This window comes from Lysobacter yangpyeongensis (assembly GCF_042655745.1).
Classification (GTDB): Bacteria; Pseudomonadota; Gammaproteobacteria; order Xanthomonadales; family Xanthomonadaceae; genus Agrilutibacter; species Agrilutibacter yangpyeongensis.
Map to the genome: position 1 here is coordinate 950,931 of NZ_JBHSNM010000001.1, position 13,147 is coordinate 964,077.

9 protein-coding genes are annotated in these 13,147 nt (G+C 66.9%); 6 read left to right on the forward strand and 3 right to left on the reverse strand.

The features are described 5' to 3' along the window. Positions 1-90: 90 nt before the first annotated feature. From ACFPN1_RS03950 to pilH, 5 genes are all read left to right on the forward strand, one after another. Positions 91-930 (forward strand): class I SAM-dependent methyltransferase, encoded by an 840-nt coding sequence (locus ACFPN1_RS03950; protein ID WP_386753186.1) that lies wholly within the window; start codon positions 91-93, stop codon positions 928-930. 6 nt (positions 931-936) lie between these two features. Beyond that, a complete protein-coding gene (locus ACFPN1_RS03955) occupies positions 937-1,530 on the forward strand; it encodes an LOG family protein (RefSeq protein ID WP_386753188.1) in 594 nt (197 codons plus the stop codon). A gap of 329 nt (positions 1,531-1,859) precedes the next feature. Further along, positions 1,860-2,153, forward strand: a complete 294-nt coding sequence (locus tag ACFPN1_RS03960) for a GIY-YIG nuclease family protein (protein WP_386754026.1) — start codon at positions 1,860-1,862, stop codon at positions 2,151-2,153. Positions 2,154-2,209: 56 nt separating this feature from the next. After that, positions 2,210-3,202, forward strand: coding sequence for a YhdH/YhfP family quinone oxidoreductase (locus tag ACFPN1_RS03965; protein WP_386753189.1), 993 nt, complete (start codon positions 2,210-2,212; stop codon positions 3,200-3,202). Between the two features lie 58 nt (positions 3,203-3,260). After that, the gene (gene pilH / locus ACFPN1_RS03970; RefSeq protein ID WP_386753191.1) at positions 3,261-3,623 is read left to right on the forward strand and encodes a twitching motility response regulator PilH; all 363 of its coding nucleotides are present in this window, start codon (positions 3,261-3,263) and stop codon (positions 3,621-3,623) included. A 57-nt stretch (positions 3,624-3,680) separates the two neighbouring features. On the opposite strand, the gene ACFPN1_RS03975 is transcribed toward pilH, so the two are convergent. Further along, positions 3,681-4,568, reverse strand: coding sequence for a DnaJ C-terminal domain-containing protein (locus ACFPN1_RS03975; RefSeq protein WP_386753192.1), 888 nt, complete (start codon positions 4,566-4,568; stop codon positions 3,681-3,683). A gap of 212 nt (positions 4,569-4,780) precedes the next feature. Between ACFPN1_RS03975 and ACFPN1_RS03980 the strand changes: the two genes are divergently transcribed. Next, complete coding sequence (locus tag ACFPN1_RS03980; RefSeq protein ID WP_386753194.1) at positions 4,781-5,269, forward strand: peroxiredoxin; 489 nt, start codon at positions 4,781-4,783, stop codon at positions 5,267-5,269. A gap of 93 nt (positions 5,270-5,362) precedes the next feature. Here ACFPN1_RS03980 and pbpC read toward each other — a convergent pair whose 3' ends face one another. Both pbpC and ACFPN1_RS03990 read right to left on the reverse strand, forming a co-directional pair. Then, on the reverse strand, positions 5,363-7,759 hold the full coding sequence (gene pbpC, locus ACFPN1_RS03985) for a penicillin-binding protein 1C (protein WP_386754027.1): 2,397 nt from the start codon (positions 7,757-7,759) through the stop codon (positions 5,363-5,365). 142 nt (positions 7,760-7,901) lie between these two features. Continuing rightward, positions 7,902-12,878, reverse strand: a complete 4,977-nt coding sequence (locus tag ACFPN1_RS03990; protein ID WP_386754028.1) for an alpha-2-macroglobulin family protein — start codon at positions 12,876-12,878, stop codon at positions 7,902-7,904. Between the last annotated feature and the right edge of the window lie 269 nt (positions 12,879-13,147).

The following is a 13,147-nucleotide window of genomic DNA, read 5'->3' on the forward strand; positions in this document are numbered from 1 at the left end:
CTGCGGCACACTGAACGGCGCACCTCGGTGCGCCGTTCTGCTTTTCGGACAAGGAGTTCACCCATGACTACCGCCAACCCCATCCGCAACGTGTCCGATACCGCGCTCTGGGTAGCGATCTACCGCGCGATGGAAAGCGAACGCCCGGACGCGATCTTCCACGACCCGTATGCCCGCCGCCTGGGCGGCACGCGTGGCCAGGCCATCGTCGATGCGATGCCGCGCGGCCGAACGATGAGCTGGCCAATGGTGGTGCGCACCGCGGTCATGGACGAAATCATCCAGCGCTGCGTGCGACAGGGTGCGGCAACTGTGCTCAACCTCGCTGCCGGCCTGGACACACGCCCTTACCGGCTGGACCTGCCGGGTTCGCTGCGGTGGATGCATGTCGACCTGCCCGACATGATCGATTACTACCGTTCGCACATGGACGCGGAAAGGCCTCGCTGCCAGGTGGAATTCGTTGCCGCCGACCTGCGCGAGGCGGACACCCGCCGCGAGGTGTTTTCCCGCGCGGCGCAACACGGGCCGGTGCTGGCGATCACCGAAGGCTTGCTGATCTACCTGGAAGTCGACGACGTGGCCGCGCTTGCCCGCGATCTGCACGATGTTGCCGGTGCGAAGTGGTGGCTGTCCGACCTCGCCTCGCCGATGCTGCTCAAATACCTGGAGCGCCAGTGGCAACCCATGCTCCAGCAGGGCAACGCGCCGTTCCGCTTCGGGCCTGCGGAAAACACCGCCTTCTTTGCGCCCTTCGGCTGGCGGGAAATCGAGTTCCGACCGCATTGGGAAGAATCCCTGCGCTTGAAGCGGGCCATGCCGTTCGCATGGTTCTGGAACCTGGTGCGCTGGCTGCAACCGAGGGAGCGCCGCGAGGCGATGAAGCGTTTTTCCGGCATCATGCTGCTTCAGTCCACTGATCACCCTTAGAGCGATATGCGTTCTGTCTGTGTCTATTGCGGCTCCAATGCCGGCAGCAAACCCGCCTATGCCGAACGCGCGATCGCGCTGGGCAACCGCCTCGCGAAGGAAGGTCTGGCGCTGGTGTACGGCGGCGGCAACGTCGGCCTGATGGGCACCGTCGCCGATGCCGTACTCGAAGCCGGCGGCGAAGTGATCGGCGTCATTCCGGAACAACTGGTCGAATGGGAAGTGGCGCACAAGGGCCTGACGCGGCTGGAAGTCGTCGCCAACATGCACGAGCGCAAGGCGCGCATGTTCGACCTCGCCGATGGCTTCGTCGCCCTGCCCGGCGGCTTCGGCACGCTGGACGAGATGTTCGAGATGCTGACCTGGCGCCAGCTGGGCATCGGCGACAAGCCCTGCGCCTTCCTCGACGTCGATGGCTTCTATGCGCCGCTGATGTCGATGCTGGATCGCATGGTCGAAGAGCGTTTCCTGCATCCCGACCAGCGCCGCGACCTGTGGCACGGCGACGACATCGGTGCGATGGTCGAATGGATGCGTGCGTACCGCCCGGCCGATGCGAACAAGTGGATGGACGAGAAGCGGCGGAAGCAGTTGCGCTGAGGTTCTTGTACGCCCGCTCTTGCTCGTCCGCTTTTGCTCGTCCGCTTTTGCTCGTCCGCTTTTGCTCGTCCGCTTTTGCTCGTCCGCTTTTGCTCGTCCGCTTTTGCTCGTCCGCTTTTGCTCGTCCGCTTTTGCTCGTCCGCTTTTGCTCGTCCGCTCTTGCTCGTCCGCTCTTGCTCGTCCGCTCTTGCTCGTCTGTTTTTGCTCGTCATCCAGCGAAAGCTGGAATCCATTTTGCTGTTGCTTTGCCAGGCAAACAGCAAAAGCAAATGGATCCCAGCTTTCGCTGGGATGACGAATCCCGATCAACGCAATGGAGAATCGCACGGATGCGAGGCCTTCAACCCTGTGTCTACCTGCTCGCCAGCAGCGCAAGAGACACCCTGTGCACAGGCGTCACTTCCGACCTGATCAAGCGTGTCTGGCAGCACCGCACCGACGCTGCCGATGGATTCACCAGAAAGCACAAAGTGCATCTCCTAGCCTGGTTCGAGCAGCACGCCACGATGGAATCCGCGATCGCTCGCGAGAAGGCGATCAAGGCCTGGAAGCGGCTTTGGAAGATCGAGCTGATCGAGAAGCCGAATCCGGAATGGCGTGATCCTTATCCGGATATCATTTGAAGCACCAGCCAAAGGCAAAATGGATCCCAGCTTTCGCTGGGATGACGAGCGAAGCAATGAGCATCCCGAACACCTTTACCGCCTTCCGCATCCACAACGATGCCAATGGTTATCGCAGCGGCATCGAATCGGTCACGCTGGATGACCTCGCGCCCGGCGAAGTCGTCATCAAGACGGCCTACTCCTCCGTCAACTTCAAGGACGCGCTTGCCGGCACCGGCCAGGGCAAGATCCTGCGGAAATTCCCGCTGGTCGGTGGCATCGACGTCGCCGGCCATGTGGTGGCGTCCGCGGATCCGGCGTTCCGGGAAGGCGATGAAGTGCTGGTCACCGGCTGCGGCCTGAGCGAAACGCGCGACGGCGGCTATGGCGAATACGCGCGCCTGGAATCGCGATGGGTGATCCCCCTGCCCAAGGGATTGAGCCTGCGCGAAAGCATGATCCTCGGCACGGCCGGCTTCACCGCCGCATTGGCGCTCTACCGCATGCGCGACAACCGGCAGACGCCGGAACTGGGGCCGCTGGCGGTCACCGGCGCCACCGGTGGCGTGGGTTCGCTCGCGGTCGACATCTTCAGCCGCGCGGGTTTCGAGGTGCATGCGATCAGCGGCAAGCCCGAGCACGCCGACTACCTCAAGGCGATCGGCGCCAGCCAGGTGCTGGGCCGCGACGCGCTCGCGACCACGCGGCCAATGGAGTCCGCCCGCTTCGGCGGCGGCCTCGACAACGTGGGTGGCGCGATGCTCGCCAGCCTGCTCGCCCAGACCGCGCCCTACGGCAACGTCGCCAGCGCCGGCCTCGCCGCGACCGCGGACCTGCCGACCACGGTAATGCCGTTCATCATCCGCGGCGTGTCGCTGGTCGGCGTGGCGTCGGCGGGCACGGCGCGCGATATCCGCGAGGCGGTCTGGGAGCACCTCGCCAGCGACTGGAAACCGCGTCACCTGGATCGCATCTGCACTCGCGAAATCACCTTGCCGGGCCTGCCGGACGTGTTTGCGACGATGCTCACAGGTGGCTCTTTCGGGCGCACCCTGGTCGCCCTGTAGCGGGTTGCGGCCCCACTCCGCCCCGTTACAATCGCCCGGACTTACTGGGGAACACCTGATGGCCCGCATCCTGATCGTCGACGATTCGCCTTCGCAGCTGATGGGCATCCGCCGCATCGTGGAAAAGCTGGGTCATGAGGCCCTCACCGCCGAGGACGGCGCCGCCGGCGTCGAAGTCTGCAAGCGCGAACTGCCCGACCTGGTGCTGATGGACGTGGTGATGCCCAACCTCAACGGTTTCCAGGCCACCCGCTCGATCAGCAAGGACCCGGCGACCGCGCACATTCCCGTGATCCTGGTCACCACCAAGGATCAGGACACCGACCGGGTCTGGGGCATGCGCCAGGGCGCCAAGGCCTACATCACCAAGCCCTTCAGCGAAACCGACCTGGCGGACATCATCACCCAGGTCATCAAGTAGCGGATCGCGGGGCGACGAAGCGAAAAAGCGGCCTTGGGCCGCTTTTTTCTTTTTGCATCAGGCGCGACGCCACTCGTCCCCGAAGGCATCGCGCAACGCTTCGTACGCGGCCTGCTGCGCGGGCGTCTCCGGCCGCGGGGAGAGGATTTCCAGTTCGACGATCTGGTCGCCCGCCGGCATGCCGGGCAGCCCGCGGCCGCGCAGTCGCAGCTTGCGGCCGCTCTCCGAACGCGGCGGGATCTTGAGTTCGACCGGACCGCCCAGCGTGGGCACGCTGACCGTCGCGCCCAGTGCCGCTTCCCAGGGCGCCACCGGCAGCACGTGGATGATGTTGCGTCCGTCCACCTCGAACTGCGGATGCGCCGCGTACTCGATCTCGAGCAGCAGGTCGCCGCCGGCGCTGCCCTGCCCGGCGAGCCGGATCACCTGTCCGGGCTTGATGCCCTTGGGAACGCGCACGTCCAGCGTCCGGTTACCCACGCCGATCCGCGCGAGGCTGCCGTTGTAGACCGACTCCAGGGACACCGCGAGCTTGGCGCGGGTATCGCCGCGCGCGTGCGGTCCACCGCTTCCGAACCCGCCGGCACGACCGCGGCCGAACAGGTTCTCGAAGAAGTCGCTAAAGCCGCCGCCGGCTCCGCCGCCTGCGAAGATCTCGTCGAAATCGACACCGCCGTAGCCGCCCGCGAATCCGCCGGGCGGTGGCTGCACGTCGTCGCCCGGCCGATAACCGCGCGCCCGCAGCTGGTCGTAGGCGGCGCGCTTCTGCGGATCGCGCAAGGCTTCGTACGCTTCGTTGACCGCCTTGAATTTTTCCTCCGCCCCGGGCTCCTTGCTGACGTCCGGGTGGTACTTGCGCGCCAGGCGCCGGTACGCGCTCTTGATCTCGGCTTCGCCGGCGCCCGGTTCGACGCCGAGCGTTTCGTAGTAGTCCTTGAATTGCATGGGTACCGTCGAAGGCCCGACAGGGGGCCGCTGCAGTTGACGAGGTTAACGCATCGGGCCGTGCTTGCCGGCCCGGTGCCACTACCGAGGACGCGGAGCGTTTGCGCCGCCTGTCCGCCTCGTGTGGGGAATGCCGCATTCCGGGGGAATTGACGCTTCCTTTCGCCGCGGCGTCTAGACTGCGTGAAGACTTCCAATATCGAGACCGCTCCATGACCATCAAGGTAGGCGACCGCATTCCCGAAGCGAACCTGCAGCGCATCCGCGACGGCGTCGAAATCGTCGACACTCCCACGCTGTTCGACGGCAAGAAGGTCGTACTGTTCGCCGTGCCGGGCGCCTTCACTCCGACCTGCTCGGAACGCCACCTGCCCGGCTACGTGCAGCACTTCGACCAGTTCCGCGCGCGCGGCATCGAAGTGCTGTGCATGTCGGTCAACGACCCCTTCGTGATGCAGGCCTGGGGACAGAGCCAGCACGTCCCGGAAGGATTGCAGATGCTGGCGGACGGCAACGCGGACTTCACCCGTGCGCTCGGGCTGGAACTCGACGCCAGCGCCTACGGCATGGGCACGCGTTCGCGCCGCTTCGCCCTGTACGCGGACAACGGTTCGGTGAAGAAGCTGTTCGTGGAGGCGCCGGGCGAATTCAAGGTGTCGTCGGCCGAGTACATGCTCGACGAACTGGCGGCGATGGATTGAAGAAGCATGTAACGGATTGCGACAACGCCCGCCTCTAGCGGGCGTTGTTCTTTATCGCTTACACCGCCAAGGAACCAGCGACGCGCTTGAGCGTCAGCGCAACACTCGAAACTGCACGCGCGACCACGCGCCGCTCTCCGCCAGCGCCGTCAGCGTGTGCGAGCCGGCTTCGCCGAAGTCGTGGAGGAAATTGCCCGCGCCCTGCGTCTCTCCGATGAGACGACCGTCGAGCAACCAGCGAATGCGGGCCTCGCTGCCGATGGCGCGCACGGAAATGCGCAGCGGCGCCGTGCTGTTGGACGCGCGCGCCAGCGTGGCCCTGTCGTTGATGCCTTCGATGCGCAGTTCCTCGGTGGCATCGCGCCCGTCGGCCGCGCAGTCTGGCGCGAGTGCGGGCAGCCGCGCCGCCATGCGCGCTTCCTGCGACAACCACGGTGAAGCCAGCGCCGGCCAGCGCGCGATTTCGGTGCTTCGACGCTCATGCGGCTGCGTGCAGTCGGCAGAAAGACGCAACCCGGTATGCGCGTCGATGTCGAAACGCTGCCGTCCCGCACTCCACAGCCGTGCGTCACGCTCGGCGAACGTCGGCGGCACCACGCCATCGAGGGTCCACGCCTTCATCCGGCGGCGACACAACTGAGGCGCCTCCGGGTCGGGCGGCAGGCCCAGCGGCCAGCAGATTTCGATCTGCGCGACACCCGGCGGCGGCGGCCGTGGTGCCGCGTCGCTGGTCGGCATCGGCAGGCTGTCGATGATCTGGAACAGCAACGGCAGTGCGGTGACCGCGCCGTACTGGCCGGGCAAGGGCGTGCCATCGGGGCGTCCCACCCAGACGCCCACGGTGTACCGGCGCGTGGTGCCCAGCGCCCATGCATCGCGGAACCCGTAGCTGGTGCCGGTTTTCCACGCGACGCGTGGACGGCCGCCCGGATCGAACGTATCGGCGACGCTGCCCGGACGCGGGTTCGCCTCCAGCGTCTCGCGGATGATCCAGGCGGCGCCCGGCGACAACAGCCGGCGGTCGATCCGCGGATCGCCGGGCCGGTAACGCACGCGGCCGGCGACGCCCTCGCGGTTGAGCGCGGTGTAGGCGCCGACCAGATCCTCCAGGCGCGCGCCGGTGCCACCCAGGATCATGGCGAGGTTGGGCTGGGCGCCGTTGGGCCATTTCAGCACCATCCCGGCGTTGGCCAGGCGCGCGGCAAATCGCGCGGGCCCGACCCGGTCGAGCAGATCCACGGCCGGCACGTTGAGCGACAGGCGCAATGCCTCGGCGGCACCGATCGGGCCATTGAAGGCCATGTCGAAATTGCCCGGGCGGTAGTCGCCGAACGCCTGTGGCGCGTCGACCAGCAGGCTTTCGGAATGGATCAGACCGTCGTCCAGCGCCAGGCCGTAGAGGAACGGCTTGAGCGTGGAGCCCGGCGAGCGCCAGGCCTTGACCATGTCGACGTGCCCCAGCCGCGCCTTGTCCGCGAATTCGACCGATCCCACGTATGCGCGCGCTTCCAGCGAAGCGTTGTCCACCACGAGCACGGCGGCGGACGTGCGCTCCGGAAGATCGGAGAAGTACGCGGATACGCGATCTTCCAGCGTGCGTTGCAGGTCGAGGTCGATCGTGGATTCGATGCGCGGCGACGCCGGCTCCAGCGAACGCAGGCGCTGGGCCAGCAGCGAAGCGTGCTGCGGCGGTTGCAGGGAGCGCGCGACCACGGGTTCGATCCGCGCATCGCGGACCTCCGCTTCGGACCACACGCCCAGCGCCTGCATGCGGGCCAGAACCTTGTCGCGGGCAACGCGCGCGCGCTCGGGTTCACGATCGGGCCGCAAGCGGCTGGGCAATTGCGGCAGCACGGCCAGCAGCGCGGCCTCCGCATGCGACAGCCGCGCGGCGGGCTTGCCGAGGTAGGCCCAGCTTGCGGCTTCGATGCCCTCGACGGTGCCGCCGAAGGGCGCGCGATTGAGGTACAGCGCCAGGATTTCACGCTTGTCGAGATGCACTTCGAGCTGCACGGCGCGTGCAAGCTGCTTGAGCTTGCTCCACGGCGAGCGCGTATGCCGGCGCTCGGCGGGCATGTCGAGAATGCGCGCGACCTGCATGGTCAACGTCGAGCCGCCAGACACCACGCGCCCGTGGCGCAGCCACTGCGCGCCGGCACGCGCCAGCGCGAACGGGTTCACGCCTCGGTGGCGCCAGAACCAGCGGTCTTCGTAGGTGAGCAGCGCCTCCAGGTACAACGGCGACACCTGATCGGCGGTCACCGGGTAGCGCCAGATCCCGCCGCGATCCGCGAACGCGCGCAGCGGCCTCGCTTCGCGCGAAAGCACCACGGCCCCGGCATCGGTCGCCCGGGGCAACGGCAGCGGAAACGCCAGGTCCAGCAGCATCGCGAAGATCGCGATCGTCAGCACCAACAGTGCGGCCTGCAGTGGGAAACGCCGGTGGAACCTGACCCGATGCCAATGGCGATGCTCGCCTCCGCAGACCAACGCAGGGTCGATCGACGGTGGCTTCGGGTTGGGCTGGACAGTGTTCACGTGGGAAGCGGCAGGCAGATCGGAGCAGACGCGGATCGCACACGACCAGGGAGCTTTCACCCGGGCGCCGGTTGGACGACGCCCGGGCACATGCTCACTTGCCCGGCTGCTTCACCGTCAGCGTGGCCGGAGTCGCCTTGCCGACGCCACGCATGTCGGGCCGATACATGTCCTCGACCAGCGATGGAGGAACCGTGTAGGTGCCGGGTGTCACCGCGCGCACGAGATAGAAAAGCTTCGCCGTGTCGTACGTGCTGAGCTTGAGCGCCGCCACGTAGCGGTCGTCGCGATATTCCTCGTGGCGCGTCTCGGCCGCTTCGTCGCGATCGGCGATCTCGATGCCGTCGACGACCACGCCGGCCCACTGCTTGGCATCGCCGAGGTTGAAGTTCTCGATCTCCAGGCCTGCCGGCAGCAGGTCGGTCACGAGCGCATCAGGCATGTCGACGCTGCTCTTGATGGTCAGCTGCACGATCAGGCTGTCGCCCTCCTCCAGCGTGCCGCCGCTCCATTCCGTGCCGTCGGTGTTGTAGTACCTGCGCGTCACGGTGACGACACTCACGTCGGGTTCCGGCGCCGTGCGCGGCACGCCGGCCACTTCCAGGCTCGCGTACAGCGGAGGCTGTCCCTGCGGCACGAAGCTCACGCCGCGCGAGAGTGCCTCGTAATCGAAGGTGCGTCCGGTGATGCGCGTGGCGGCAACGTCCTGGGTCTCTCCCGCGACCTTCCACTGGCCCTCCACCATCTTCTTCTGGTCGGCCATCAACGCCTTGCCCAGTCGCGCCAGCGCGACCTGCTCCTGCGTGCTGAGCCAGAACCAGCGCTGGTTGCGACGCGCGTCCAGCTCGCGTCCCAGCGACACCGCACGCGCGTCGTATTCCGGCTTCGCGTAACCGCGTTCGTGCAGCAACGCGATCATGAGGGCATCGTCGCGCAGGCGCGTGCCGTAGTCGGCGAGGTACACCGGCCGCTGCTTCGGGTCCATGGCAAAACCGGCAGCGATCGCTTTTCCGCCGCGCGTCTTGTCGCCCTGCAGCGACAGCGCCAGGCCCAGGTGCACGAGCGGCAACCCGGTCATGCTCTGCTTGCGGTTGTTGTCGTACAGCGCGCGCAGCGTACCCAGCGGGGCGCGATTGACGCGCGCGAGCACGTAACCGGCATGCGCCTGGTAGGCGAATTTGATGTGGTCGCGGTTGTCGTAGCCGTAGAACGGCGCGCCACCGGCGAGCAGGTCCTCGTTGAGCGCCTTCAATGCCTTCTGCAGCATGCTCTCCGGGACTGCGAAGCCGGCGTCGCGCGCATCCAGCAGGAACTCGACGATGTACGGCGTCAGCGTCTGGTTTACGTAGTCACCGTCGCCCCACATCGAGAAATGGCCCGAACTGACCTGCATCGAGGCGAGGCGTCCGAAGGCGCCTTCCATGCGCTCGCGCCGCTGCTTCGCGGTCAGCCCCGCGACGCCGAGCATGTTCGCCGTGGCCTCGTCGAGTTCCAGCGCGGCGTAACCCTTGCTGGTGGTCTGTTCCGCGCAGCCGTACGGATACTTCAGCGCATCTTCGAGCGCAGCGGCGAAGGGAATCGGCGGCAGCGCACTGACGACCATGCGCGCCCGCACCGAAGCCGGCATCAGTCCGTCGGCCAGATCGGTGCCCAGCGGCACGGCACCGGGTTCGGCGAGCACCCGCGTGCGCGAGCGCATCACCGCCGACCAGGCGGGCCGCACCGGCACGTCGTACCGACGGTCGACGCTGAACCCGTTGCCGTCCACGCGAACGCGTACCTGTGCCGTGCCATACCCTTCGCGCGCTACCAGCGGGAAGGTGTACGTCGTCTTGCCATCGACGCCGAGCTTCGCGGTGCGCGAACCGTCGGCGAGCGACAGCGGCCCGATGCCATCCAGACGGACCTTGAATTCGCCGGCCTTGCCCGTGAAGTTCTGCACGTCCAGGGTCACGCTGCTGCGGTCGCCGGGCGCCAGCACGCGCGGAAGACTGGCTTCGGCGAGCACCGGCGCGCGCACGATGGTTTCGTTGTCCTTGCTGCCGTAGCGATTGCCCGCGTACACCAGCGCCGATACGCGCAGCGTGCCGTTGAAATCCGGGACGGCGAGCTTCACGCGGGCGAGGCCCTTCGCATCGAGCTTTACCGGGCCGCTGAACAGGTCCACGGTCTGCACGTGCGCGGTCGGGCGCCGTGCCTGCGGCAATGCCAACGGGGCCATGTCGCCACCGAAGCGTATCTTCGCGGTGCCGCCTTCGAAGCTCTCGATCACCCGGCCGTACACGTCGTACGCGTCGACGCCCAGGCGGCGTTGGGCGAAGAAGTGCTTGGCGGCGTCCGGCACCGGGAAACGGGTGATGTTCAGGATGCCCACGTCCACCGCGGACACGGTCACGAAGGCCTCCTGCCCCGCCAGTGCGGGCGCGCTGACCGTGACCGGCAGGTCGCGCTCCGGCCGCATCTGTTTCGGCACAGCCAGGCCCACCGCCACGGTGCGATCGCGACGATCCATCGGCACGTGCGCGACACCGACCGCGCGCGCCGGCGTGATCCTGTCGGCGGCAGTGCCGCCGCGGAAGACCAGCGCGGTGACGTAGACGTCATGCCGCTCCCAGTCCTTGGTGACCGGAATCTCGAAGGTGCTGCCCGCCTTCGCGTCGATGTCCTGCACGTAGAGCATGTGGTCGCTCTCGACCATCAGCAGCCCCTTGCCCTCGTGCGGCGGCGTCAGCGTGACCTTGAGCAGGTCGCCGGCCCGGTAGCCGGTCTTGTCGAGCGCGAGCTTGACCTTGTCGGGGCGCGCATCGAGGCCACGGTTCTCGTCGCTCCAGCTCCAGCCGGCCTTGAACGGATAGCGCGTCGTGAGCTTCGTCGCCGGATCGAAGACGTCGAGGCGGTATTCGCCCCACTCGACCGGAAAGTCGATCTTCGTCGGCGCGGCGCCGGCATCGACCGTGCGCGTCGCTATGTCCTGGTAGCGCCGCGTGAAGTCGTAATCCCAACCGTCGTCTTCCCAGTTCCAGTGGTAATCGCGGTGTTCGCGGACCAGCGTCACGCGCAGTCCGTTGCCGGGACGCAACTTGCCGTCGCTGCCGTAGCGGGCGATCTGGAAGGCGGCGTTGGCATTGGCATCCGTGCCTTCCTTGTCATCGAACAGGGGCCGCACCGCGACCAGGGCTTCCGCCGGCCACAGCACGCGCTTGAGGCTGCGGTTGACGCTGCGACCGCCGGTTTCGAACACGCTGCCCGTCACCATCGCGGCGATCGTGCTCACCGGCTTCGCCTCGGCCGGCAACGGGATGTCCTGTTGCAGCTTGCCGTCGGCATCGAGCGCCGTATCGATGACGTCCTTGGCCTCCTTCGGCAGATCGAGCGTGGGGTCGCCGAAGAACCAGCCCGGCAGCTGCTCGAGCGGATGCTGCTCGACGGCGACGGTGAGCTTGGCGGTAAAGCGATTCGACGCGGCAGGCGCACCATAGAGATAAGCACCCGTCGCCTGCAGACGCAACGGCTCGCCGGGCTTGATGACGTCCTGCGCGGTCAGATCCAGTTTCATGCGTTCGGGGAGGAACTCCTCGACGCGCAGGGTCATGCCCTGCACGGCTTCCTTGCTCGCCGGATCGGTGCGGAACTCAACACGCCAGCGGCCCGTCGCCGCATCGACCGGAATCACCTGCGTGTGCCGGACATAGCCCTGCGCATCCGGTTGCAGGCTGGTTTCGAGGAACGTCTTGCCGTCCGGCTGCACGTAGCGGACGAAGACCGGCTGCAAACCCTTCTTCCCCTTGGCGGGAAGTGGCTGCCCATCCTGGTCGCGCAGCAGCGCGGACAGGCGCACGGTCTCGCCGGGGCGGTACAGATCGCGCCCCGACCACGCGAAGACATCGAACCAGGCCTGCTCGCGTCCGGCAACGGCGAACTCGGAAAGATCCAGCGCCGGCTGGTTGAACGGCAGCAGCGACACGTCGCTGCCGCGTTGGGCGACGAGCACGTGCGCGGCATCCAGCTTGTAGGCCAGCATCGCATTGCCGTTGCGGTCGGTGGCCGACTTCAGCACCGGTTCGCCGGCGCCGTTGAGGATCTTCAGCTCCACTCCGCTGACGGCACCGCCGCTTTGCAGTGATGCGGCATGCACGAACACCTTGTCCTTGTACGCGCGGGCGTGCAGGCCCAGGTCGCTGACGGTGAAGAAGGCGGTGTCGAATTCCTCCTTGAACGTGCCGGAACGCTTCATCACCGCGAAGTACAAACCGGGCTCCTGCAACTCCTCGATATCCTGCAGCGGGAGGTAGGTCAGGACGCGTTCGTTCTTCTTGCCACCCAGAACGAAGCGATTCACGTACACGGGCTCGGCGAGCTTCGACAGCGGCGTACGGCCGTGGCTGATGCCCTCGTCGTCGTCCCACGAATATTCGCGTTCCAGGTCCCAGGCGCTGCGGCGGCCGCCACGCTGGAACTCGGCGAAGAACCGGGGCAGCTCCGTGTCCTTGACCCGCAGGAATTCGACGTCGACTTCCGGAACGTTCACCGATACCACCGGCAGTCCGCGACTTTCGCGCGCCGGCAGCACGCTGCCCTGCGAGGCGAAACCGACGACGGGTTCGAGCGGGCCGGTGTAGACCGTGCGCCGCTCTTCCTTGCCGAGGCGGTTGCCGTCGGCGCCGGTCAGGCCGGCCTTGATGGTGACGACGTATTCCTTGCTGGCTTCCACGTGCGGGAAGCGCAGCACTTTGGCTTCGTCCGCGCCGTCGTCGTCGAGCACCCAGCTTCCCTTGACCGGCGCGCCGTCCTTGGTCACCACGATCAGCGAGTCGAATTCCTGCGTGCCCACCAGCGGCCGGCTGAATTCGAGCGCGAGCGCCAGTTCATCGTCGCCGGCCTGATCGGGATAGGCCGCGACCAGCCCGAAGCCCTTGATGGCGTCGCGCTTGACCGCGATCTTTTCGCCGCTGACTTCCGGCAGCTGGCCATCGGCATCGCGCTTGCAGCCACCCAGGCCGAATACCACCGACAGGGCGACGATCACCGCGCCAACCCACAGCCATCGGCCGGGCGACGGTTTTGCGGACAGCAGACGGGACTGCACGGATCCATCCGAACACGTAACGCGCTTCATGCGACTCTCCCCAGGTTTGCGCGCAAGCGTATAGAACCGGAGCGCCGTCACACAATGGCGGCAACCGAGTGCAGGAAGCACGCCAGTGAACTGGCGTTTAGCATCGACGCCGCGAAGAAAGGATGCGCAGGAGAAAGGCAGCTTTACGCGGTTTGGCGGCGGCGACGGTCAGCGCGACTTTCATCCGCCCGCTGCATGGTCCGGAAAGAAAAACGCCGCCCGAA